The organism is Planctomycetaceae bacterium, assembly GCA_041398785.1.
In the GTDB taxonomy this organism is placed as follows: domain Bacteria; phylum Planctomycetota; class Planctomycetia; order Planctomycetales; family Planctomycetaceae; genus JAWKUA01.
In genome coordinates, this window is sequence record JAWKUA010000038.1 from 1 (window position 1) to 25440 (window position 25440).

General features: G+C 58.9%; 18 protein-coding genes. 7 read left to right on the plus strand and 11 right to left on the minus strand.

Going from position 1 to position 25440, the window contains the following annotated elements; all coding sequences use genetic code 11:
* Positions 1-580 precede the first annotated feature (580 nt).
* On the plus strand, positions 581-1564 hold the full coding sequence (locus R3C19_25710; protein MEZ6063759.1) for an ISAs1 family transposase: 984 nt from the start codon (positions 581-583) through the stop codon (positions 1562-1564).
* Positions 1565-1667: 103 nt separating this feature from the next.
* Here R3C19_25710 and istB read toward each other — a convergent pair whose 3' ends face one another.
* The 4 genes from istB to R3C19_25730 all read right to left on the minus strand — a co-directional run bounded on the left by istB (position 1668) and on the right by R3C19_25730 (position 7340).
* Positions 1668-2528: an IS21-like element helper ATPase IstB gene (gene istB, locus R3C19_25715; GenBank protein ID MEZ6063760.1), complete on the minus strand. Its 861-nt coding sequence runs from the start codon at positions 2526-2528 to the stop codon at positions 1668-1670.
* Complete coding sequence (gene istA, locus R3C19_25720; GenBank protein MEZ6063761.1) at positions 2434-4254, minus strand: IS21 family transposase; 1821 nt, start codon at positions 4252-4254, stop codon at positions 2434-2436. Before istA ends, istB begins: the two co-directional genes overlap by 95 nt.
* A gap of 1381 nt (positions 4255-5635) precedes the next feature.
* Entirely contained in the window at positions 5636-6064 is a 429-nt protein-coding gene (locus R3C19_25725) for a GDP-mannose 4,6-dehydratase (protein ID MEZ6063762.1), read from the minus strand.
* An 844-nt stretch (positions 6065-6908) separates the two neighbouring features.
* Positions 6909-7340 (minus strand): hypothetical protein, encoded by a 432-nt coding sequence (locus R3C19_25730; protein MEZ6063763.1) that lies wholly within the window; start codon positions 7338-7340, stop codon positions 6909-6911.
* A gap of 1030 nt (positions 7341-8370) precedes the next feature.
* Between R3C19_25730 and R3C19_25735 the strand changes: the two genes are divergently transcribed.
* Entirely contained in the window at positions 8371-8820 is a 450-nt protein-coding gene (locus R3C19_25735; protein ID MEZ6063764.1) for an Hsp20/alpha crystallin family protein, read from the plus strand.
* Positions 8821-8891: 71 nt separating this feature from the next.
* The gene (locus R3C19_25740) at positions 8892-9338 is read left to right on the plus strand and encodes an Hsp20/alpha crystallin family protein (GenBank protein MEZ6063765.1); all 447 of its coding nucleotides are present in this window, start codon (positions 8892-8894) and stop codon (positions 9336-9338) included.
* 111 nt (positions 9339-9449) lie between these two features.
* Here the strand turns inward: R3C19_25740 and R3C19_25745 are convergent, their stop codons facing one another.
* Complete coding sequence (locus R3C19_25745) at positions 9450-10625, minus strand: formylglycine-generating enzyme family protein (GenBank protein MEZ6063766.1); 1176 nt, start codon at positions 10623-10625, stop codon at positions 9450-9452.
* A 316-nt stretch (positions 10626-10941) separates the two neighbouring features.
* Here R3C19_25745 and gltX point away from each other — a divergent pair, with 316 nt between their 5' ends.
* From gltX to R3C19_25765, 4 genes are all read left to right on the plus strand, one after another.
* Positions 10942-12519 (plus strand): glutamate--tRNA ligase, encoded by a 1578-nt coding sequence (gltX, locus tag R3C19_25750; protein ID MEZ6063767.1) that lies wholly within the window; start codon positions 10942-10944, stop codon positions 12517-12519.
* 117 nt (positions 12520-12636) lie between these two features.
* Positions 12637-13575, plus strand: coding sequence for a UDP-glucuronic acid decarboxylase family protein (locus R3C19_25755; protein MEZ6063768.1), 939 nt, complete (start codon positions 12637-12639; stop codon positions 13573-13575).
* A gap of 16 nt (positions 13576-13591) precedes the next feature.
* Positions 13592-14035: a hypothetical protein gene (locus R3C19_25760; GenBank protein ID MEZ6063769.1), complete on the plus strand. Its 444-nt coding sequence runs from the start codon at positions 13592-13594 to the stop codon at positions 14033-14035.
* Positions 14036-14045: 10 nt separating this feature from the next.
* Complete coding sequence (locus R3C19_25765; GenBank protein MEZ6063770.1) at positions 14046-15053, plus strand: NAD-dependent epimerase; 1008 nt, start codon at positions 14046-14048, stop codon at positions 15051-15053.
* A 13-nt stretch (positions 15054-15066) separates the two neighbouring features.
* Here the strand turns inward: R3C19_25765 and R3C19_25770 are convergent, their stop codons facing one another.
* From R3C19_25770 to R3C19_25795, 6 genes are all read right to left on the minus strand, one after another.
* The gene (locus tag R3C19_25770; GenBank protein MEZ6063771.1) at positions 15067-16338 is read right to left on the minus strand and encodes a hypothetical protein; all 1272 of its coding nucleotides are present in this window, start codon (positions 16336-16338) and stop codon (positions 15067-15069) included.
* Between the two features lie 73 nt (positions 16339-16411).
* Positions 16412-17257 (minus strand): sugar phosphate isomerase/epimerase, encoded by an 846-nt coding sequence (locus R3C19_25775; protein ID MEZ6063772.1) that lies wholly within the window; start codon positions 17255-17257, stop codon positions 16412-16414.
* On the minus strand, positions 17254-17937 hold the full coding sequence (locus R3C19_25780; GenBank protein MEZ6063773.1) for a hypothetical protein: 684 nt from the start codon (positions 17935-17937) through the stop codon (positions 17254-17256). Before R3C19_25780 ends, R3C19_25775 begins: the two co-directional genes overlap by 4 nt.
* A 90-nt stretch (positions 17938-18027) precedes the next feature.
* A complete protein-coding gene (locus R3C19_25785) occupies positions 18028-18258 on the minus strand; it encodes a hypothetical protein (GenBank protein ID MEZ6063774.1) in 231 nt (76 codons plus the stop codon).
* A gap of 241 nt (positions 18259-18499) precedes the next feature.
* Positions 18500-19045 (minus strand): hypothetical protein, encoded by a 546-nt coding sequence (locus R3C19_25790; protein MEZ6063775.1) that lies wholly within the window; start codon positions 19043-19045, stop codon positions 18500-18502.
* Positions 19046-24976: 5931 nt separating this feature from the next.
* Positions 24977-25381, minus strand: a complete 405-nt coding sequence (locus tag R3C19_25795; protein ID MEZ6063776.1) for a hypothetical protein — start codon at positions 25379-25381, stop codon at positions 24977-24979.
* Positions 25382-25440 lie beyond the last annotated feature (59 nt).

Genomic DNA, 25440 nt, shown 5'->3' on the forward strand with positions numbered 1-25440 from the left:
GGCTGCGGGACATCGTCAGCCATCAGCATTCATGAGCCGTCGTTGACACAATCGTAGCCCGCGCACTTCATGTCGCGCAGAACCGCTTTTCATTGGGCGATGAGGGACTCGAACCCCCGACTTCTTCCTTGTAAGGGAAGCCGTCGAAAAGCCTGCTGTGTCGTAATATCCTTGCTGCGAAAGAACTTACGGCGAACGCAGTTTCCTACAGAATCCCGTTTTTTACCCCGTTTTTCATCGATTTAGGGTGGAAAAAGGGTGGAGATTTCCACTGGAGTTCTGAACGACAGTGTCGCAGCACATAGATGATACCGGCACTTTCCAACGCCAGCGGCATCGTTCACGCGCCGAGTCATGCCCTCGTGAAGGCGGGGCGCGGAAATGGGGCCGGCGTGTTTCAACGCCGGAGGCATCGTGGGGAATTCCTGTGGAGAATCGGCGTACCTGCTTCAATGGGGCCGGCGTCACGGCCGGCGCGCACTTTGGGAAGCAATGGCAATCTGGGAAGGCTTGCGCTTGAGGCGGATTGAAGGTACATAGGACACCATGAACGTTCCCCCGAATTCATGGAGGTTGTCCTGTGTCCGATTCCCAGCGATTTGACCTGTCGGAAATTGTTTGTCACTTTGAAGCACTCGAAGATCCCCGGTCCACAATCAACAGACATCACCCGCTGATCAGTGTCGTGACGATATCGCTGATCGCGGTGCTCGCCGGAGCAGACGGGCCCACAGCCATTTGCAGGTGGGCTGTCACTCAGCAGGAACAGCTCAAACGCTGCCTGTCGCTGCCTCACGGGATCCCGTCCAAAGATGTTTTCCGGCGCGTTCTGATGGCGCTGCGGCCGGACGCCTTTCAGGCCTGCTTTGTGAGCTGGCTGAACACACTTCGCGTGCCGGCGGGAGCCAATACGGTTGCTGCGGAACCCAATGGAAGACGACACATCGCGGTGGATGGCAAGTGCCTGCGGGGAAGCCACAACCGGTCCAACGGCCTGGGACCGCTGCACCTGGTGAGTGCCTGGCTGACGCAGGCCGGCCTGACTCTGGCACAGGTTGCCACCGAGGAAAAATCCAATGAAATCACGGCAATTCCCGAACTGTTGAAGCTGATTGACGTGAGCGGATCGATCATCACCATCGACGCCATGGGCACGCAGACAGCGATCGCCAGACAGATTGTGGACAACGGCGGAGACTATGTTCTGGCGCTGAAAGGCAATCAGAGCGGGCTTCAGGAATATCGATCGCGGGTTCGGTGGGGGTCAGTTTGGCGGCTTAGCGGGGACCGGCGGGTGGGTTGCGGTGTGAGGTTCGTGTGGAACGGCGATCCGGCGGATGGTGCCGGAGGTACGGGACAGGCTTCCCGAGTCGGTGGCAGCGGTCGATGGCGGCGTGATAGAGATCCTGCCCGGTCAGCAACGCCCACAGGTCCAGCTGATTGCCGTGGCGTCCACACGCGAAGCAGTGCCAGGCCTGCCTGTCAGGATGGGCGCCGAATGTTCGTCGCGACGTGGTGGCACAGTTCGGCAGCGGACAGGGGCCACGCAGTTGCGGTCCTCTGATGCGGGACGGCTCCCAGTCCAGCAGGGTCAGAACGTCTTTCATCGGGATCAGTGAACGGACCTGTGCGAAGTCGATCAGCTTTCCCGGTGTGTGGTGCATGGTTCAGTCGGTGGCAGGTGCCGGCTGCGGCGTCTGACGCGATCGCCGGGCCCGGTAGCTGCGGCCGGCGATCCTGAGCACGATGGCTCCGTCGACGAGGCGGTCGAGAAACGCCATCGCCAGCGGCGGGTCGCCGAGGTAATCGGCCCAGGCGTCGAAGTCGATGTTGGTGGCCAGTGCTGTGGAGTGTCTGCCGTTGCGGGCGTCAATGACCTTAAACAGCAGGTTGGCGGCCTGCGGAGATTCCGCGCGTTCGATGTGGTCGAAGCCGAATTCGTCGACGATCAGCAGGTCGAATCGCGACCAGTATCGCAGACGTTTGGCCAGCGTCTGGTCGGCCAGACACGCCGTCAGATCGGTCAGCAGGTCGGCGCTGGTCGTGTACCGCACGCGCAGCCCCTGCGCACAGAAACGGCGGCCCATCGCCTGCAGCAGACAGCTTTTTCCCACGCCGCTTTGACCCACCATGACCAGGTTTTCGTGTCGACGGATGAATTCGCCGCTGGCCAGTTCTTCGATCTGGACCCGGTCGATGGCTTTGGCGTTGAACTTCCAGTCGAAGTCTTCGAGTGTCTTCGTTTCCTGGAAGCGGGCCTCACGGATGCGACGTTCGATGCTCCGTTCACGGCGTGCTCCGGCCTGCTGGCCGATCAGCAGACTCAGGAATTCGAGGTGTGAGAGAGCTTCGTGCTCGGCGCGGTGCAGCGTGTGGTCAAGCTGTTCGGGCGAGACGGGAATGCGCAGTGTTTCGAAGTCGGCCAGCAGCTGATCACGGCAGCCGGGGGCCGAACGGTTCGGCTGGCTCGTCGTGCGCTGCGTCATCTGCTTTGCCGCCGTCGAGTTCGCCTTCGTCGTGGGGCTCATGCTGTCCCGGCTCCTGTTCGTGGCTGCCTGCTTCTTCGTGGCATTGCGTTTGGCCATCGGCGTCTGATTCCTCGAACAGGAGTTGCTGGTAAGCGGACATCGGTCGCACGGGCACAGAATGCTCAGACAACGACTCATCGAGATGTCGCCGACTGTCTTCGGCCAGTTGGTCGAGCGGGCTTTTCGGTTTCGCCTTCGCGGCCGGAATGCGTTCGATGGCGTCGCGGGAATACGCGCCGAACGTGACGGCTCGCTGCATGGCGGCGAGCAGATCGTCGCGGTGCCATGAGCCGAGCAGTGCCAGAATGGTTTGCGCCTGGTGCCAGCCGTGACGTTGCGTTTTGAGCAGACCTTCGAGGAACCTGACGGCGATGTCGCCCAGTCCGCCGAACTGTTCGCGGAGCAGTTCGCGGCGACGCTGCTGGTCGCGCGGCGGAATGTGGTTCTTCGGCTGACTGTGCTGGTCAGAGGCGGTCGGCGGGAACCGCGGATGCCGGGCGATCTCGTTGATGCGCGGGCCGTAAATGATGACTTCGTGTGGCGACACCCTGACGGGCACCGACTGACCGGGATGGGCCTGCTGCCACGGCACCGAGTAACGGTTGCGATCGTACGACACGAAGCCTTCGCAGTCGACCACGCGATACACAACTTCGGCCACATCATACGGCTGGTCGGGCAGCGGGATCAGACGCGGCTGTTCTTCGGCGTGACGGTCGACAGGCCGCTGCTTCGTCCGGCGATGAACCCGTTTGTCAGCCACTTCGGCCAGCCACCACGCGGTGACTTCGTTGAGATGTTCGAACGAACGGAAGGTACGGCCGTTGAGCAGACTCTTTTCGACGTAGTCAAACGGTCGTTCCACTTTGCCTTTCGTCTGCGGTCGTCGGGGCTGGCAGGCAATCGGCTGGAATCCGTAATGCGTGGCGAAGGACAGGAACTTCGGGTTGTAGACGGGAACTCCGTCTTCGTGCCGCAGCACCACGACTTTCATGTTGTCGTACAGACACGTGGCGGCGGCTCCGCCCGGATATTCGAAGGCCCGGATGTGTTCGCGGAGGGTGGTCTCAAGGTTCTGTGATGCCACGAAGTGCAGATACTGCCGCCGCGAATACCCGAGCACGTAACTGAACAGATTCACGCGGCGACGGCCTTCGTGTGAGAACTCGATGGTGTAGCTCGCATAGTCCATCTGAGCCTGCACGCCGGGGTCCGTTTCGAAACGCTGCACCAGCTTCGTCGACGGACGCGGCCGCAGTTCGTTCACGCGTTCCCGCAGAATCGTGTAACCGCCCGTGTAGCCCGCCGATCGCAGTTCCTCAGGCACACGGGTGGCCGTGATGTCGGGGTAACGCGCCAGCCCGTCTTCACGAACCAGCGCCTGCACAATCCACGCTTCCTCAAGTTCCCGCGGCTGACGTCCCACGCGGTTGAGCAGATACAAGGCGGCTTTCGCAGAATGTTCATCGGCCGCGATCCAGCGGACGGTGAGCGTTGAGAAGCCTTTCAGACTGCGGGCCGCGTCCAGGCGTTTGAATCCATCAATGAGCACAAGGGTCTCTCCCTGTCGACAGACCACCACCGGTGACATCTGCCCGTACCGCCGCAGCGATCCGATCATCGCCTGCGTGGCTTCCGGGACACTCAGCCGATAACGGCGGTAGCGCTCATCCAGCTGCTCCAGACCGACCGCGCGCAGGTCGTCTTCTTCCCACACCGCTGCCATCGCTGCCTCCGTTGATGCGGTTCCGATCGAAATGACAGAAGTCGGCGGAAGCGCGGAACGATCCCGCCACTCCCGCCGAACTTCCGTCTGTGGAACCCGTTTTGTCCGACCGGCGAAGAAAATAGACAGCCGGCGACGCAACACCAATATGCGGCCGTTAACGATGCGGTCCGAAGAGACCGTCCGACGGCCATGGGACACCCTCCCGCAAGGCACTGCGGGAAGACCGGAACCAGTGGGCTTCACGCCGCCGCACGCGACGTAAAGCCTGACAGCACAGGGCCGAACAGAATTTCTGAAGCGGAGAACGATCCGATGCAGGAAACACGTCGTAACAGCCGGGCCGCGAACACGCGATTTTTTCGGATTCCACGTTCCTGTGATGGCCCTCGCTCGCGTCGTCGGCAGCCGGGGGTGTCTCCTGAGCGTGCTGCTGCCGCTCGCGCACACGCTGCCGATACCGCCGGGACTGCTCGCGGCGAACCTGCTTTCCGCTGTCCGTCGATCGATAGGTTCGAGCGGCCCGCCACCGGGACCAGCGACACGCTGCCTGTCGGCACGTGTCACTGCAATACCGGCTCAGCGTGTGGACCGGGCGAAACATCGTTTCGCAGCCCTTCAGCAAACACCGACGTCGGCGACCACTGCAAACGCGGAAACCTTGAATCGTCCGCAAGCGCGAATCATGATGCTGCGGGCCCACGGGAGTGACAGCTCCCCGACGGTCAAGCCTCGGAGCGAACCGCTTAACTTCGCTCCGAGGCGTCTTTCAAAACGTCGCGCACACTCCCACGCCGACAAGCCCGCCAGTCTACCCGGCACGCGAGTCACTCGCTTCGAAAAAAACAACGACCGGTGCCCCGCCAGCCCGCGACCAACTATCCGCAACCCGGCTCCCCCGGTCCCCTCAACCTGGCCCCCCATTTCCCCGCCACTCACAAGCAGAATTGCAGTGCAGCGTTGTGCCGATCGCAGTTTTACAGCGCCGCACTGGTCGCACAAATCGCCGTATGGGTTTTTCATGGGCGCCCTTTTGTCCCATACGTCTGCCTGCGAGTGTGACGATTGACGGTCGCGGTCGGTCATTGTCGTGCGGATGGGCAGCGCGAGGTGAGTCCGCTTTCACTGAGTTCCGCCTCGGTTTCGCTCAGTTCGGGAGCGTTTCTTGCAACCTCCGGTGGTGAGCGCGGACTGACGCAACGGCTGCCCGCATCTCTTAGGAAGGAATCACGCAATTCCGCGTCCAGCACCGAAGATGGCGGCGTTTCAGTTTCGGCGAGACTGAGCGACGAATTTCGGAGACGAGTCAATCGTGCATACACTCGACCCTGCGCTCGATTCTGGTCGCGGAATACGCTTGAACGCTACGCCGCTCGGCGAGTCACCTCAAAGATCGGCTCAACGCGCGGCGTTCTTCCCGAGCCAGCTCCCAGTCGCTGTCGACCATCTCTTCCACAAGTTCGCGGAAGGTCGTGCGAGGTTCCCAGCCCAGCTCTTCGCGAGCCTTCGTCGCATCACCCAGCAGCAAATCCACTTCGCTCGGTCGCAGAAACCGAGGATCGATTTCCACGAATTCGTCAGCATCAGACCAACTCGTCAAACACAACGTCGGGGAACTCGCGGACCGAATGAGTCTCGCCGGTACCGATGACGTAGTCGCGAGCTCGTCCTGCTGCAGCATCAGCCACATCGCTTCGACATAGTCGCGAGCGATGCCCAGTCGCCGGCTCGCATCCAGATTGCCCAGCAGCAACTTGTCGCCAAACCCCTCACGAATACGCGTGACCGCCCGAGTAATCTTGCGAGTCACAAACGTTTCGCCACGCCGCAGAGGTCATGGTTGAACAGGATCCCGCTGCACGCAAAGAGGCCGTAACTTTCGCGGTAGTTCTGCACCAGATATTGACTGAACACCTTCGCGCAACCGTAGGGACTGCGAGATGAAATGGCGTGGTCTCGCGGCAGAGGCACCTCATGCACCTTGCCGAACATTTCGCTGGTGGACGCCTGATAAAACCGAACCGGCTTCTCCCCGACTCAGCTTCACCGCCGATTCCAGCAGCCGCCGCATAGTTCCCAGAGCATCGACATCGACGGTGTACACCGGATTGTCGAAAGGAACATGAACATGACTTTTGAAACCACCAGATTGTAGATCTCATCGGGCCGACTCCGCCGCACGACCTCGTCAGACAGTTGGCGTCAGTCAGATCCTCCGTAGTGAACCGTCACCCGCCCCAACTGCGCCAGCCGATCAATCCGGGAATCCCCTGAACCGCTTAGTCTGCACTAATCCCGTGAACTTCGTACCCACGCTCCGAAGCAGCAACTCACACAAATACAGCCATCCTGCCCGTGATCCCAGTTACAAGGAAACTCTGCGACCTACTGAAACTGACATGTCGATTCCTTTCGACGGCGGTTGCCGGAATGGCACTCCTTTTTTGTTGTGGATCACAAACGTTATCCCTCGCCCGCGCCGCGGGTAAGGGAGACTTTTCAGCGTCCAGCAGAAAATTCGGGTGAGGGCGTCGTCGCAACTCCTACACGAGAAACGGGTTGCGCGGTCCGTCCGCCATGCGAGAAATCGGCGACAGCTTCACTGGTTATTTCCCGGCGGAGTTACTGTCTCACCCTCAGCTTGCAAGAGCCTACTAAATCGTTGCGTTGGCCGACAGACCAGCATGTCCGGAGCTGTTCACATCTTCTTTCGTTGCGTTTCGGAAGGTCAGGACAGCGTAGAACTTCTCGTGTGGGGCAAACGTCCGTTCGCCTGCAGCGCCACCGGGGCCATCCATGATGTCCCCGCACGTCACCCCATCAACACCCGGCGCCTTGTTCTTCGCCAGAACAATCCACCATGCGGCCAGCAGGACGTCGGATCGGCAGATCCGGTCGTACAACGCGTAAAATCGAAATTTCGGTTCCTGTTTGGCCTTCTGATATAGCTTCCACCGCAGCTCGGCAACTTTCACCGGCAGGCGGACCGTGCTCTTGCGGGACCACCACGCAGGATCGTCCGGCGTCGTGTTCACGGGAACATTGTCTTCCTCTTCCAGATCTTCCGTAGTGGGATCGAAATCCAAGCGGGTTCTCCTGAGCGTGAGTGGACTTGCATGTTTCTGCCGCGGGGACTTCGCTCCATCGGGGTTAGCCGACTTCCTGACTACTATTCCCCGCTCCGACTCCCGCACCGGCCAGCGACACGGTTATTGATTCCCGCGTCACCGTGGAACATCCGGGCATGCTCGGCCCGGATGCTGCCGTGCGGGTCTCCCAGTTTCCTTGACTGTTCTGTTGACGCCCGCTGTCTCCAGTCACCCCGGGGAGCCTGATCGCTGCGTGTGCTCGCTGCTTCACGATCAGTGGTGGCTTCGGCATCTCCGAAAGCGTGGCCACTCCCATGTGTGTAACGAGGCTGAATCGAGTTCACTTGCGTTACGGCTGACGTCTTCGACTTCCGGGGCTTCAGCTCAACGATTGCTCGTCTGAACTGCCCGGTTGTCTACACGGCGAACGAGCGCTTACCATGGTCAATACCTTTCAATTGACAAGAACAGCCAGGCTTACCTGGCTGCTCAAATTACAAGAGAGGAGCGATGGCGGACGTCGCGAACAGTGAAAGACTTTGTGCCGTTGTGCCATTGTGGGAGCGCGCTGGTGATCGGGATGAGTGGCAGGACTGCTGCGGCAGACTCACGCCGAAACGCCCACGTGACACCACTCGCTGACATTCTGTCGTTTTGCGCTATCGTGGTGCGATTTGGCCAGCACAGCCCGGCTGTGATCCAGGCCAACCGGACGGCTACTGAATCATTCACCCTGCGACGCAGTGACGCAGTGCTCAAAGGAAGCCCACACTGGCGAACCGAGTCAGCTCAAGTGCCATTATGGCGCCATCGCAATCACAGTGGAAACCGCCAAAATGGCTGCAGCGAGTTCCGGATGATCGTCGACGTATTTTTGCAACAACAACTGCTTCAATGACTTGCGACGCAACGATCGCATTGGCATGGAAGTTGTAGTGATACTGTCGCGACAGGCCATGTTGGCGCCAATTTCCAACGACGCGTGCCTGCCACACTTTCCGTAACCACTTTCCAAAGGAGAACTGCCATGCGATGTGAAGCAGCCGTGTTGCCTGCCGGGGATCCGTTTGCTGCCCTGCGGCGAGATTTCGAACGATGTGTCGGCCTTCCGACCGGCGAACGTTTCGGGGCGATGAGCATCACCGAATCCGAATCAATGGTCCGCGTCGAAATCGACGTCCCCGGTGTTTCACTGCAGAACCTCGATCTGACGGTCCACGAAGGAAAGCTCAGCGTTGCGGGCCGCCGAAACGCGACAGCACCGGAGGGTGCCAAAGTCCGTTACAGCGACCGCGGAACAAATGAGTTCCAACGGGTGCTGGCACTGGACGAATCCCTGGATCCTGACTCCGTGGAAGCGGCGATTGAGAACGGCGTGCTGTCCATTGAACTGAAACGCCGGGCAAAAGCGCAGCCGCAGCGGATCGAAATCCGAACCGTTGAAGCAAACCGTCCTGATTCCGAAGCCACGAACTGATGCTGCTTGAAAGCAGGGTTCGCCCAGGGGACAATTTCATTTGCGACACAAACACTGAAGGAGATTTCTCGATGAAAACCGGTTCCACAATCCCACGCTTCTCACTTTTCGATGAACTCGACCGCGGCCTGAACCGCTTCGTGAATGAAGTGCTGGTTCCGGAAGGTTCCAATCGCCGACAACCTGCCATCAGCGTCTATGAATACGCTGACAGGTTCCTGGTGGAATGCGATGTTCCCGGCGTCCGTCTGGAAGACATTGACGTCCAGCTGAAAGACGGCGTCCTGGAAATCAGCGGCGAACGCAAGAGCCGCGAAGAAAGCAGCGGCGTCAAGACCACGATGAACGAACGGCGGTTCTCCGCATTCGGTCGAAAGCTGCAGTTGGGCAAGGATGTTGACGTCAATGGAGTCGATGCAGAACTGGAAAACGGCGTCCTGCGAGTCACCATTCCGAAAGCCGAATCCGTGATGCCGCGTCAGATTCAGATCCGCAAGGTCGAGAATCCGACCGCGTAGCCGCAGTCGGACTGCCGACCTGCGGATACGAACCTTGTTCAACTCACAGCCCGGCCGCTCACATTGCGGCCGGGCTTTTTGCTGCGCGCCGAATTCCTGCTGCGCCGCGGTTCACCCGGCCGAGTGCGCAGGGATGCATGACTCGCAACGGAACGCCTTGCCAGCGTGCGACAGGGTCGTGCGACGGGAAAGGCCGGCGCCATCGATCTGCGTATGGGTGTCACGCGAAGGAATTTCCAGAATGACACGAAAGCCAATGTAGTTCGTGCGCTCCGAACGGCGAAAGCCGTGACGCACGGCAGACCGCACGAGCTGTGAACTCAAGCAATACCAACTGCCTCCGCGAGCCACACGAACGTCTCCCGGTCCCGTTGTCACCGGATCCACGATGGCAGCTGACGGATACTCGGCCATCGAGTCGCGGCACCATTCAAAGACATTGCCGTGCATGTCGTACAGGCTCCACGCGTTTGGCAGTTTCTCTCCGACCGGATGTGGACGCTGAAGAGCATTGTCGTGAAACCAGGAGTAATCGCGCAGCACCACCGGATCGTTTCCGCAACTGTAGGCGGTCGAAGTGCCCGCTCGACAGGCGTATTCCCATTCCGCTTCAGTCGGCAGCCGATAGCTGCGACCGGCTGCAAGTTCCTCCGGGAGATTCGAGAGTCGCTTACAAAACTCCACAGCGACGTCCCAGGACACCATCACGGCCGGATATCGTCCATCTGGCAGGGCCGGGGAATAGCTCTGCATCACGCGCTGGTACTGTTGCTGTGTGACAGCGAAAACCCCCAAACGAAACGCGTTTGAAAGTGTCACCGTGTGGGCCGATTCGCCATCCTGACGCAGCGGATCAGATTCCTCCGTGCCCATTCGAAACGTTCCTGCCGGGATCGGTGCGAACGCCATCCCGATGCTGTTGACTTCAACGGCGCCAATTGCCTGCTGTTCACTCGACAGCAGCAGCGTCGCGGGTTCCGGCAGAGCGGACTCCGCTTCTCGAGGCTGAACGCTGACACCCCGCGGCGCATCGCCGCACCCGGTGATCAGCCAGGGAAGAACGAGCAATGCCGCGGAGGTTCGCCTCAGAAGGCCGGCGGCAGAAGCACGCAGTCTGGTGGCAGGGCGGGATCGTGTTACGGGACGAACGTCAATCGGGCACACGATGGATTCGCCGGCGAAAACGAATTCACTGGCGAAAGATGCTCGGTCGTCGGGATTGAACGCGACAAGTGACCTGACGCGAACGGTTCCGCCGCCTGGCTGCGGCGCATTGGTAGCCTGCATCAAAGAAAGTCCTTTTCCCTACTTTGCGCAATCACAAAGCAGTCGAGTCTTGCAGGCAGTCTGTAATGCAGGCAGTTGGATGGAACCGCCGACGCCGGGACAGGTGTCGCACATTCCAAAAAAATCCTGGCCAGCGGTGGCGATAAGCGTTTTCCAAAGAATGGAAGGCAAACTGCGGGAAGCCTTAGCCTGTGGCGACCGGACACCGCGTCCGGAACTCGCACACGTCCCCCCGGCAAGCCGAGTGGTTGCACGTGCTTCAGTGGTCGGTACGATCCCGCGACACATTCTTCCCCAACCCGCCCGGCCGAAGTCCATGAGCGTCAGAACGCGATTCGCACCCAGTCCCACCGGTTACATGCACATCGGCGGGATGAGAACAGCTCTGTTCAACTGGCTTTGGGCGCGCCGACACGGCGGAACGTTCATCCTTCGAATCGACGACACCGACCAGCAGCGCAACGTCGATGAAGCGCTGGGGCCGATTCTGGAAGCGTTCCGCTGGCTGGGACTGAACTGGGACGAAGGACCGGAAGTCGGCGGAAGCTTTGGTCCGTACTTTCAGTCACAGCGGCGATCTCTGCACGATGCGGCACTGCAGCAGCTTCTGGATTCCGGCCGGGCGTACCGTGACTTTGAAACGGCCGAAGAAACCAGACTTCAGCGGGAAGCCGCCGAGCGTGACAAACGAGTCTATGTCAGCAGCCGAGTTTCTGCGGCCCTGACACCGGAAGAAGTTGATGCCCGACTGGCCGCCGGAGAGGCCTTCGTCGTCCGGCTGCTGGTCCCCCGTGAGCGGCGGCTGACGGTGAAGGATCTGGTCCGGGGTGATGTCGAGTTCGACTGCAGCCTGATGCCGGACCCGGTGATTGCGCGAGGTGACGGGTCGCCGCTGTATAACTTCGCCTCGGCCGTCGACGACGCTCAGATGCAGATTACGCATGTCATCCGAGCCGAAGAGCACCTTTCCAACACGCCGGTTCAGGTGCTGATTCACGAAGCTCTTGGAAATGAACTGCCGCAGTTCGCTCATATTCCGTTTGTCGCGGCGCCGGCTTCGAAAAAGAAACTCAGCAAGCGAGACATCGGCAAATACCGCAATCAGGCGGAGTTTCGCAGGCTGTTTCAACTCGGCGACGAAGTCCTGACGCGGCTGGGGATCGACCCGACTCAGGATTCCGTGTCTCCCGTGATGGTTGAGTATTACCGCGAAGTTGGCTTTCTTCCCGCAGGTGTTTTGAATGCACTGTCACGTCTGGGCTGGTCGCTCGACGACGAAACGGAAATCCTGTCGCTGCAAACCGTGACCGAGAACTTCTCGCTGGATCGCGTCGTCAAGAGTCCGGCCGGACTGGATCCCGACAAGCTGATGAGCTACCAGGCTCACTGGATGGGACAGCTTTCTACCGAAGCAAAGGTGAACGGATGCGTGCCGTTTCTCGTAAAGGCGAAGCTGATCCCGGAATCCTGCGAAGAAGCCGTCCTGAGCCGTGTCCGGCGCGTGATCGAACTGACCGCTGACCGGTTAAGAGTGTTCGGTGACATCCTGAGCATGGATGAATTCTTCGTCGCCGATGATGCCGTCGTCTTTGATGAAAAGAACTTTCAAAAGCGGCTTGTGCAGCCCACCGACGCCGTTGACCTGCTGAGAGAACTTCGCCGGCGGCTGGCGGATGCCGGCGATTTCACTGCGGCATCGCTGCACGATCTGGTTCAGGCGTTTGTCGACGAACGCGGCATCAAATTCGGAGCCGTCGCCCCTGCGCTGCGGCTGGCCGTCACCGGAAAGATGCAGGGAGCGGATCTGTTTCCAACACTGGAACTGCTCGGCCGCGACTCGTGCCTGAAGCGCATAGATCGAGCCTTCGGAATCGCCGAAGCGGCAGGACGGTGATGCGTCCTGCGTCGCGGCCGGCTTCCGCCCGCCCCGATTTTTCTGATGTTATCACTCTGCTCGTCCGCTATAGTCCGCCGCGTTCTGCGTTTGTCGGCATCACAATCAGGAAGCATCATGGCGACGGTTTTGGTAACGGGCGGAGCGGGATTTCTGGGAAGCCACCTGTGCGATCGGCTGATCGACCGCGGCGACGAAGTCATCTGCCTCGACAATTTCTTTACGGGCAGCAAACGCAACATTCGGCACCTGATCGGCAACCCTCAGTTTGAACTCGTTCGCCACGACATCGTGCATCCGTTTTATCTGGAGGTTGACAGGATCTTCAATCTGGCCTGCCCCGCCTCCCCGGAGGCCTATCAATTCAATCCGATCAAGACCATCAAGACATCAACCGTCGGCATGGTCAACGTCATGGGTCTGGCCAAGCGCTGCGGCGCCAGAGTGCTGCATGCGTCCACGTCTGAAGTCTACGGCGATCCTCAGGTCCATCCTCAGACGGAAGACTACTGGGGCCACGTGAACCCGATCGGTCCGCGAAGCTGTTATGACGAAGGCAAACGCATCGCGGAATCTCTGCTGATGAATTACCACCAGGCTCACGGGATTCAGATTCGGATCATCCGGATATTCAACACGTATGGACCGCGGATGGACCCCGGCGACGGCCGCGTGATTTCCAATTTCATCACTCAGGCCCTGCGCGGCGACGATATCACCGTGTACGGCGACGGCACTCAAACCCGGTCGTTTTGCTACTGCGACGATCTGATCGAAGGCATGCTGCGACTAATGGATCAGGACGAACACACAGGTCCGGTGAACGTCGGCAACCCGGTGGAAAATACGATGCTGGAACTGGCCGAAGCTGTCATTTCCGCAACCGAAAGTTCTTCCAGGATCGTTCACATGCCGCTGCCCCAGGACGACCCGAAGCAGCGCTGCCCGGATATTTCCCGAGCCAGACAATACCTGAACTGGGAACCCAAAGTCGCGCTGAAGGAAGGACTGAGACAGACAATTGACTGGTACAGGATGCTGATCGATGCCAAATAGGCTGCCAAACAGTCCCGTGTGCGGCCTCGCCGCAGCAATCTCCGGCGCGGTCGAGCCTGCCGGGCGAAGGATTCATTCGATGCTGGATAGTGCCCTGTTTTTTGGAATGTCACGCATACTGTTGCTGTTCTTTTACGGCGCTGCCATCGTTTTTGTGATGCTCGTCCACTGTGATCGCCGCGGTGTGAAAACCCTGACTCTGACCGCCCTTACCGTAATGCTGCTGAATCTCGTTGTTGGATCTTTGATTCCGGTGTTCATTTCACGCCTGATACCTGCCGGGGCTGCGCAGTTCTATTTCGGCCTCTCTTCGCTGGGTGCGTCTGTTCTCTCTGTTCTGGCTGTCAGCCTGCTGCTCGCTGCGATTTTTCGGAAGGACGACAGGCAGGACGTCCAGCCGCGGTTTTCATCCTTTGACCAGGCCAGTGACCAGAACCCGTACGTTCCACCATCCAACTGAATCAAGACTCATGGCTCGTATTCTTGTCACCGGTGCCGCCGGTTTTATTGGATTTCACACCGCCGGCCGGCTGCTTGACCGCGGCGATGAGGTTGTCGGGCTGGACAATGTCAACGACTACTACCGGCCGCAATTGAAGCTGGACCGATTGAAGCAACTGGAGGGCCGGGACGGATTTCAATTCCGGAAGCTCTCACTGGAAGACGGCGACGGCGTGGCGGATCTGTTCCGGGAATGCCGTTTCGACAGTGTGATTCACCTGGCGGCGCAGGCCGGTGTCCGCTATTCGCTGACACATCCTCACACGTACGTGAATTCCAATCTTGTTGGATTCATGAATATCCTGGAGGCCTGCCGACACAACCAAACGGGACATCTGACGTATGCCTCCAGCAGTTCCGTCTATGGTTCCAACAGGAAGATTCCCTTCAGCGTGGAAGATCGGGTCGACCATCCCATCAGCCTGTACGCCGCGTCCAAAAAGGCCAACGAACTGATGGCCCACACCTACAGCCATCTGTTTGGACTTCCCACAACCGGACTGCGGTTCTTTACGGTCTACGGCCCCTGGGGAAGGCCCGACATGGCGATGTGGCTGTTTACAGAAGCGATTCTGCAGGGGAAGCCGATCGATGTGTTCAACCACGGAAAGATGAAACGCGATTTCACGTTTGTGGACGACATTGTCGAAGGCGTCATTCGGGTAAACGACAACATCCCGACGCCAAACACCGATTTCGACCCGATGGATGATTCAGACACTGCGGCCCCGTACAAGGTCTACAACATCGGAAACAACCAGCCGGTTGAACTGATGACGATGATTGCAGTGCTGGAAGACTGTCTCGGCAGGAAAGCGGAAAAGAAGATGCTGCCGATGCAGCCCGGCGACGTACCGGAAACGTACGCGGATATCGACGCTCTGCAGCGTGACGTCGGATTTCGTCCGGCGACGCCGATCGAAACCGGTATCCGCCGCTTCACGGACTGGTACAAGTCCTACCACGGAATCGAATAGGACTCGTCGCGATTCAGACTCCGATTCCCAGCGATCCGAACACGGCATAGCCGATAAACACCAGGTACAGACCGCACAGGACGAATGCCTTGTTGCGAGTCAACTGTCGGCGGTGCCAGATGATGGCCAACGTGATTACGGTCAGCACCACCAGCAGAATCCGCAGCCCCACCAGGCCGGCGATGGGTTTGCCGTCCTGAAGCATGCTGACCGGTTCCCAGCCCGTCAGGTACGAATTCACCAGCAGCGGAATCGACAGGCAGATACAAATGTCGAAGATGCTGGACCCGAACGCGTTCGACACGGCGCCGGAATCATCGCCGCGCATCGCGGAACCAATGGACATAAACGTGTCCGGAACCGATGACGCCGCCGCCGCCAGGATCACCGCGACAAAAAACGTCGGAACACCCAGAGACTGCGCGGCCTCCCGGGTTGCTTCGACCAGGAAATAGCAGGCGGCCGCCGCCACACAGGTGGAAACGACGATGATCAGCGCCGCGGAGACCCGATTCAGTGGAATGTCCCGATAACCGAAAAGAATGCCGGCGCTGTCCGGGGCGTCGTCGTCATTGTCCGTGACTTTCGGCGGATCCGATCCCGTTTGCTGCGACCTTTGAAACACCTTCGTGTCTCGATACAGATGGACAATGTAGATGCCGTAGATCACGATAAACGCGATCGCCATCCACCACTGCATCTTGTCCTGAAACAGAAACAGAATCAGCACCATCTGGCAGACGACGAACCACAGCCCGTCGCGAGCCAGCACTTCGTCTTCGACATCGATCGTGGGGCGCTGTGTGCGGTAGAACGAAATCACGATCGCGCAGAACGCGGGTATCAGAATCATGTTGTACACGGCGCTGCCGGCACAGGTGGCGATCGTAGCACCATAACCTTCGGCACCGGCTTCCAGAATCGCGGCAGTACTGTCTCCGGCCGCCGCAACGGCAACTGTCACGAAAAAAATCCCGCTGAACAGTTCCGGCATGGAACTCGCAATCGCGTCCAGCGTTGCCCCGCGGACGGAACCGGGCAGGCCGAAGGTCCTGCCCACCCATTGAGCAGCGTCGGCGAACGGATCACAGGCCTGCCAGATGACGACGGAGATCAGCACGACCTCCGACAGCAGATACAGCACGTGCCACGACAGAGCCGGCGAAAAGTGATTCAACGTCCAGAACGCTGCGGTGCCGGCCAGGGAGACTCCGGCCACCAGCGGCCCGAGAACTCCCGATCGCTCGCCATCCGGAGCCCCGCCGTCCGGCATGTTGTTATTCATCACAAGTCTTTATGGCAGTCGGCGACGTCAGACATCAGAACAGCTCAGTCGGACAGCGTCTGTCCTGGACGGCTCAGCTTTCCCAGCGACTTTTCATGAACTTCAGACCGTCTTCGGCCAGTTTCAGCTCGGTATCGAACATGCGTCGCCAGATCTTTGTCGCAGCCGCCAAATCGGGAAGAGCCAGGCCGAACGCTTCAATCATCAGGTAGCCGTCGCTGTAACCAGCTCCCTTGAGCGCCGTGAAGCTTTCGTCCCAGTTGACACCTCCCTTGCCCGGCGTCGACCGGTCGTTTTCGGAGATATGGACGTGAACCAACTGGTCAGCGCAAGCCTTTACGGCATCCGTGATCGACTTTTCCTCGATGTTGGCGTGGAACGTGTCGTACATCGTTTTCAGATTCGGGTGCCCGACTTCGCGGCAGAACCGTCCGGCATCTTCGGCACAGTTCAGAAAATAGCATTCAAACCGGTTCAGGTATTCGACAACCAGCGTCACGTTGTTGGCCTTCGCATGGTCGGCCGCCTGCGACAGGATTTCCTTCGCACACTCCCATTCATCGGGGGTTCGGCCACTGCCGGTAAACTCACCGAGGGCCGAATGGATCGGGCCGCACAGATGCGTCGCTCCCGCCAGCGCGCACATGTCGACGGCTTTCCTCAGAAGATCGAGTCCCGCCTGGCGAATCTTCGCGTCCGGTGAAATCGGATTGGACTCCGCCGTGCAGACGGTTACTGCCGTTGCCCCCAGTCCCAGGTTTTTCAGTTCCGCTCCGGCCTTCTTGAACTTGTCCGGGTTCAGGTCGAACATCGGCAGTTCGACGCCGTCGTAGCCGATTGTCTTTAGCTGTTCGAGCACCGGGAACAGTTCTTCGGTGACGTCGGACGTCCACAGCAGCAGGTTCATGCCATATTTCACAAGTCGTTCTCCTGAAGGGAATTCTGCAGTTCAACGGTCGCCAGCAGGTCGCTCGCATGCCGCCTGAGCAACCGTCGGGCAAACGCCAGTGTTTCCATGCCGGACGCCGGAAGAACCGGCAGTTTGACCCGTCGCAGAACCTGATTCAAGCGAACCAGCAGTGTGGCGTCGTCGCGATAATCGTACAGAAATCGCTCTTCACGAAAGCGGTCGATGAACCACGCAAGGCGCTGAGTCTGACGTGTCGCCATGCCGTTGACGACGTCTTCGATCACGGACGAGTCGACTTCACCCAGCGTGGCATAGTACTGATCCAGAAGCCCCGGATCGTCCTCCGCCAGCGCGGCGTCCAGCATCAATTCGACAACGATGTGGCCGAGAAACCCGGGCCGATGATCGAATTCGTCAGGCATGCCCCCGCGGAATTCCGTGGCCAGTTCCGACGACAACTGCTGAAACAACTCACAGCGATGGAAGACGTCGTCATCAGCGTGATGCTGCAGGATGCCTCGCCCGATCGTCTTCACGTGAGGCGACGTCGTTTTCTCGACAACCGGCTGCACCAGCCGGCGCCGTGCTCGGACTTTCCGGTCGGCAACGCTCAGCCAGTCGGGAACGGCGGTGCCTGCAACGAAGAGAGGGTCATTCAGAAAGCGATACCCGTGAGCTAGATAGTTCATCCGCAGATCATAGCACGACTCGCAACCAGCGTGATCCGACTGGACAAAAGGTGTCAGGAACGAATGGCACTGTCGTGAGCGTAAGCTGTTTCAGGCTTTGCCGTTATCCTCATTGAGGAGTTTCGCTTTGAGCACGTCGCAGGGTTCCTGCATGAGCGGGTAGCCGTGGCGGCGGCGCTTGATGACTCGCGGTTCCACGCGGCCCGGACGGTTGGCGACTTCGCATCGGGCAATCTGAGATAGCATCTCGCGACAATATGCTTCCACGTCGCCGGCCGACCGTATCGTCCGGACATCAGTGTCCAGGACGCGCCAGGACATACTGGCACGTGCCGGTGAAACTGATTCGCCGCGGCTGCTTCTTTTGCAATACTGCCGCCGCAGCGGCTGTCGTCCGGATCAGGTTGCGGCCCAGCAGAGAGCGTCCACAGTTCCTGCGGTGAACCATTTCGAGACTTGCAAGCGCACATGAGCCAGGTTCGCTAGCGATCGTTTGACGAGCGGATATCCAGCTCCGAGTTCACCGGAAACCATATATATCACGCGGCGAACACTGATACATTTAACACCTCTTCCGCCGCGAGCCAGAATACCTCACTTCACTCCCGCTTCGGGTATAACTCAGCGATATCCGCTTTGAACAGACATCGGCATTCGTCAGCGTAGGCAATGGTGATGGTTCTTGCCGGAACCCCGGTTCCTCAATATTGAAGTTAAATCTCACGCAGTTCCAGAGTCTCGGGGATCGTGGCATAGGTGTCTTCGTCCATCCACCAGGTCGGGCGGGCCGGGTCCAGACAATATTGATCGGGTCCCAGCCGTCGTCCGCGACGAGGTCGACGCGCCGTTTGTGGTGCATGCGGGCACACACCCGAACGCCGCGGCTCAGCAGCAGAGCCATCATCATAGACGAACAGTAGTAGCGGTCCATGACGGCCACGTCGCCTTCGTGGAAGGAATCCAGCAGATCCCGCAGCAGCGCGGTTTCCGGTCTGCTTGCCGGAATAGGTCCGGCCGCCAGTTCCAGCGCGGCGGCGGTGGCCAGCGACAGAACAATCGTGGCCCGCGCGATGGGCAGCCCCACTCCCTTCTGAGTCTTCGGCGACATACACGGCATGGTTCCTCGGCAGATCCGGCATGGCGGAATGTGAAGCCGTCGACCAGTTTGGCGCAGGCCCTTCCACAGCGGCATCGGCCTTGTCTTCCAGTTCGTCGGCGATTTCAACACTCAGGTCATGCAGAGCGGCCTCGGACAGTTTGGCCCGGGCACGACAATAGTCGCTGGAAATGGTTGTGGGCACGCCCGCCGATCTGCTGTTGATGAGCGGCCACGCGATTACCGCGTTCCGGCACGAAGCCGATTTGCCATCCTGCAGCACCTGATCTCCACAAACGCCCAGATCATCACGCCGTGAATAGATTCGATCAACGCAAACAGGTTTCCGTGCTCGGCGAAAATGCGTTCGATGCGTTGGCGGAAAGGACCTCGAGGTAAATTGCGACCAGGCTGTGCCAGAAAGCCGCCACGACGCATTGAAAGTCGGTCCTGCGAGGATTCAAAGAAGATGGTATTCTGGACATAGAAAACCCTCCCTGGTTTCGGCACAGACTCTCCAGAGAGGTTTCCAAAATGAATACCAGAGACGGCCCGAACAAATCAAGACCGCGCCCTGACGGCGGATCCTACAAAATCTCCGTTTCGCCACAGACCAGTCTCCGTGCATCTCTCACCTCACGACAGTGACATTCGTTCCGACACCTTTCGGGTTACGTCCCCCTGCTGGCGGACCGTTTTCTGCAGCAATACTCTCCCGAACAAATCGAAATTCACGAACTCCGCTGAAATCGGCTGCAGCGGAAGCGGTATCCGGGAAACGTCCGCGAACTTCGAAACACGGTCATTCGAGCCGCCACGGCTTCAAATGAAATTGTGATCGATGCGACAGCAATCGAGGAATCCGTCCCACATTCGGAGGTCGATGCTGCCTGCGAAGTCGAGAAGAACGTCGCGCGGCCTGTGGCGGGCGTGGCAAGCGATGTCCAGCGAAACACCGGGGCACTGCTGAAGGTGTCGGAGATCATCGAAACAGAGGTGATTGCTGCCGCGATGAAGCGACAGGCGGCAATCGTTCGGCTGCCGCCCAACTGCTCGGAATTCGTCGGGAGACACTCCGTGAAAAGCTGTCGAAGTACGACAATCCGGACGGCAACTCCCGCAACGCCACGACGTGACAGATCTGGGGAGAAAAGGTGTCAGAAACCGTTATTCTGCTTCCTTGGCCGACCGCGGGGGCGTGTGGCTGTTTCCAGTCCGAGTTGCCGGACGACACGGTCGCGGTCCACGATCCCCGCCGAACTGACAGCCGCGAGTCACGCGCCTCAGGGCGGACAGTTCCGCTTCCGTCTGCGGAGCGTTCACGTGCTCGATCCAGCCGGGACGGCGGCAGCGGCCACGTTGAGCAACGCCTTGTCCTTCGCCGTGCCGGAATTCCAGCGGTGCAGACTGCTCCACCGCCAGTCTTCGGCTCGTGCCACCAGGTTCGCCCGCTCGCATTGCGTTCCTGGTGTACCGGCAGACGGTCAGGAAGTGGTCGTCGTCCTGCACGGGAAACGATTTGAAGCGGCCCTGATAGACATGGCCGCTGCCCGAACTCTGCCGGTGAGCATGCCACCGCTGCGTGCGTGAGCGTCAGCCATCCGGTGAATATGACAGTTCGCCGTCTTCCTGCGGCCACAGAACCAGGTGCCAGTGATTGGGCATGATGCAGTAGGACAGTCGCGTTCCCGTTCTGGCGACGGCTTCCAGAACTGTTCGAACGCCTGATAGTCTTCGTCCTTTTCGAAGATCGTCATGCGGGCGTTGGCACGGTTCAGCACATGGTAACCAGGCTTCGCCGTCGGCCGCCTGTTTTGGTCGTCCCATTCCCGGAAGCTACGGAAACTGATCCGCCGTGTCAACAGAAACGGTTCTGACACCTTTTGTCCATCTCTGACACCTTTTTGTCCATCTCCGAAAGACAGCACCCGCCGCTACCACGCCCGACTGGAAACTCGCGAACTGATGGGCCTTCGGCGTAGATCTCCACTCGGCAGCCGCATCGAACCTTCCTCCGACGTTCGTCCGAATCAACTACAGTAGATTCCGGCTGAGGTTGCCGCGCTTCCGAAGAAGATCGCGGCAGATGCACTCACTGCCCGTTGTGAACCGGCGAGCAGCAGTGTCCGAGCAACCAAAATCGCGGAACCAAACAATCCAGGGTTTCCCCGATTCTCGCGGCAGGACTCCATGCCTCCCGAGAAAATGGTGTGTCCCCGGAAATCCCGTGTTCGTTCGTTCGTGATCATCGCAACCCTCCGTGAAAATCGGGAGTTACAATGATCAGCATTCCATCCATACGCCCCGGAATGCCAATTCCTCGCGGAGACCAGATCCGCTTACCAAATCAACCCGAACACTCTCCTAATACCGGTCCTTCTAATTGTCGCCCACCGCTAATTGCCGCCAGACAGCGTGAACGCCGCAATGCGAATTCTCCTGTTTCCGTGTCGCAAAAACCTGCTGACGGTGAACTTATGTTGTGATGCCACATCAGTCATGATCTGCGGCCAATAGGAGGAAAAGGCGAACCATTTTGCACAGCGACGCCGAAACCATCGCACAGATCCTCGCGGGCGATCGCCAGAAGTACGCCGTATTGGTGAAAACGATACGAGCAACTGCTGCGTGCCGCCGCACTGCGCTGCATTCACGATTCACACCTCGCGGATGATGCGGCTCAGGAAGCTTTCGTCGCTGCATTTCAGGGTTTGAACTCACTTCGAGATCGGTCGAATTTCGGGGTATGGCCTCCGGCATCGTTCGAAGAAAAGCCAGGCGAGCATTTCAACGGCGTTGCCGCAGCCCGTCGCTGCTCTGTGCGAACGACTCAGAGGGGCTCACATCGAATGAGTTTGCATGTCACCTTCCTCGCTGGAGTTGCTTGAATTCGTCGAGCGACTACCCGAACAGGAACGTGTGGTGATTGGATTACGTCATTTCGACGGACATTCCATTCAGGATATTTCAGTAAATCACCGGCCGACCGATCGCCGGTTTCCAAGCAATTGTCGCGCGCACACGAGCAAGCTTGCGCGGCTGGGTCATCGAGGAGCATTCCAATGAGCAAACCAGGGCAAATCACGGTCTGGCTCGATCAAGTGGGACAGAACTTCGAAATCGCCCGCCGACGTTGACGGCGTGATGACGGATATCGAGCGTGGTCGGGCCAGCAAAGGTCACTACACTGGCTTTCTGCGTACCATGGGAAGTTGGCTGCTGCAGCCTGTACTCTGATTGCAGTGAGCACCTGGCCTGCTCTCAGCCAGCATCCCTGTATGCAAACCGTCGCGAATTTTTGCCAAAGTAAGATCCGTTCACGTCGAGGGCTGGACTACAGGTTGTCCGCAGTTGGCCGTTGGAACAGCCGCGCGAACCTGATGAAAAATCCTGCTTATTGATGGTACTGGTATGACGGCGATGTGCCCGCCTCTCACGAACAGGTGGGACCAGTGGTTCGATGTCGCCGTGATGGCCGACTTCAAGAATATCAACAGGACGTCGATCTGCTGTTTGTTGCTGACGGCACGTCCAAAGACAAGATCGAAAGTTTCCTGGGGCCGAGATACCTTCAGCTGCTGCAGCAGGAAGGCGTGAAGTCAGATGATCTTGACAGCGGTCGGAAGCTGGTCATGACCTGCATGGCGTGTCCGCATCAATCATGGAGATGTTTCCACGGAGTATTGGTTTGACGATTCGCATCTGCCATTCAGGATGTCTCAGTTGCGATCAGGCGATGATGGAGAACGGGCGGTGTTTGAGCTGAATTTCAGCTACGGGGAGCAAGTGCTGGAGTCGATTGTCGCCTACGTACCACCAAACGCAAAGAATCTACGTCAATGGATTCGGCTATGATGGGCAGCAGCTTGTTCGAATCAACATGTTCAGGATGTCGGACTTCGCCTGAACGAGCAACCCATCGACGGCAGGATCACGATTCTGCCACGGAAAAGCAGCAGACGTATTCGTATCAGTTCATCAAGCTGACGCCGGACGGAAAATACTGGGTCTTGCCGTTGGACAACGACCAATACTCGCCACTGGACCGTAAGAAACTTCATCAACCTGCGAGTGCAACATGGCGGACCGGACGTGCACCCGAAACCTGGCGAAGTCGAAGGTGACCTGCTGGACGTTATGTTCCTCGTGCTGATTTGATTTTCGAAAAGATACACCGGAACGAGTGGGTACAGTCCGCGTTGAACCAGATCGGCCTCGAATATGCAGATGTCACGGAAGAGCGAACGATCTGGGTCGCAAAGCATGACGGTCGAAACTGCGTCCCGCAGGAAGTGGCACCTCCGGTCCCGTATGTCATCGAAGGCGGGGAAATCAAGCGTGGTTTGGTCCGTCCCGGCATCGGCTTCAAGCTGTCACCTGTAACAATGGACGGGCCTGCTGGCGGATTTTAACCGCGTCCACAGAACGACCGCTACACGGCTGACCATCCAACTTATCATCGACCGGACGGAGCTTCCCGAGGCGCCGGGCTGGAACAGAGAAGAAGTGTTGGGATGAGTTCAAGGCGGTGGTCAACTACGACCACAATACTACGTCGCAAGCGACTCACCCTGGTTTTCCGGTAGTGAGTCGCGGCAGATGGCCCGTGATTGGTACGAAAAGGAATTCGGCGTGACTATGACGGAAGAACAGCGCCCCATGACGATCCACGTCATTCGCCGAAAGAAATAACTCTCGCAGTCCCGAAGAATTCGCAGCAGATTCTTTTAGTGCCAGCAGGAGAACCGCGATGTCGAGACCCACGAATTGGAACGACTTTGATTGGAATTGAGCTGCTGTCGCAATTGGCTGGACTGGCCTTCCGGCACTGACTCCGTCGACATTCGGGCAGTCGAGGCTTCAACAGCTGTGAAGGCTTCGACGATATGTTACCACAGGGTTCAAACCGTCAGAAGTCGGATGAAGTCAGGTGGGGACGGAACCTGGCCAGACCCTCACCATTCTCTCCAAATCGGCATCGGATCGAGACTGTGAACGACATCTGCTGACCTTTCGCCTGACAGCAACACTCGCTGGATTGCTGGGGACTCGCGAAGCTGCTCGGACTGGCCCTGTCGCCGGATGGGAAAGCGGCGTTCGTGTGGGGCAGTGGCGGACCGGTATTGAGGGCGTCGCCAGGTTCTGGATGCTCGATGCCATTACCGGCGATGATCGGACGATTCCGATGTAGCTCACCAACGGACTGGGCGTCGCCGCTTTCTCATCGGATCCCCTTTCAATCGCTGTTTCGCCAGACGGCCGCTTCCTTGCCGCAGGAACCAAGCTGGCTGACACATCGGTCCTGCATGGAGGGCACATTGGCGGAGAGGTCTGCCTTTGGAGTGTTGCAGACAAAGATACTCCCTGTGGAGTCATCGCCAGACACACACCGACATCGTCGAGTGTGCCGCTTTCGCCCGACGGAAAGATGCTGGCCGCGCGGGCGACGACAAACAGATTTTATTGTGGGACTCAGAGACCGGGAGTTGCGTCAAACTTTGGTTGGTGCCGCCGCATGGGGAGGCGCTCTGGTGGCGTGGTCTTCCGACGGAAGCACACTCGCGACCGGTAGTACGGGAGCAGCAGGACGGCGGGAGTGTCCGCATCTGATATCGCGTCCGGAAAATGACCCACAGATTCCATGCCTTTCGATCCAGCTCACATGTCAGAGTGGCATTTTCGCCGGACGGGCGTCTGTTCGCCAGGATTAAAGAAGGACGCCGAGGGCAACCAATTCCGCATCCATTCATGGGATTTGGCGTTCAGGCGAACATCTTGGCATGCTTGCAGAAGGCGAAGGTGCCACGCGCGATCGACGCCCTACCTGACGGACGGCGACTTGCCGTCGGAACGTACGAAGGCAGCCTGATGCTATTCAAATTGCCACGTTCCTCTGAAGATTGCAACTCAGTATCTGCATTGTCAGGGGGGCAATAAAAGGTGTCAGGAACCTTTGTGTGGCTTGGGCACGTGAGTCAGCACGGTTCCAGGCACCGAGCTGCCTCCGGCGTGAGTCTTCACATCCGTCAGCAGCAGGCCGTTGCCGTCATTGTAGTCGAACGTCGAATGCTGCACATACCCGCCGGTCGACTGCCACCACGTTTCCTGAACGGGCTTGTAGTTTCCGGCGGCTCCGTAGGCGAATTCGTACAGCGTTTGCATCTGCCGCCCGTTGCGATCGGTCGACCAGCCTGGGTTGTCGTTTTCCAGGTACGTCCATGAGCGTGTCAGCGTCGCTGCGCTGACGACAGTTGATTCGGGCGTCTGCCGTCCGCGGCGGTCGTCGTTTCCTGTCGCGTATTCGCGGGACTGAAGCGTGAGTAAAAATGGCGGGAGGTGCTCATGCATTAAGTTTCCCGAAACACGGCGGATCTCTACCATTCCTCACTGGTCCGCCACCGGCACTC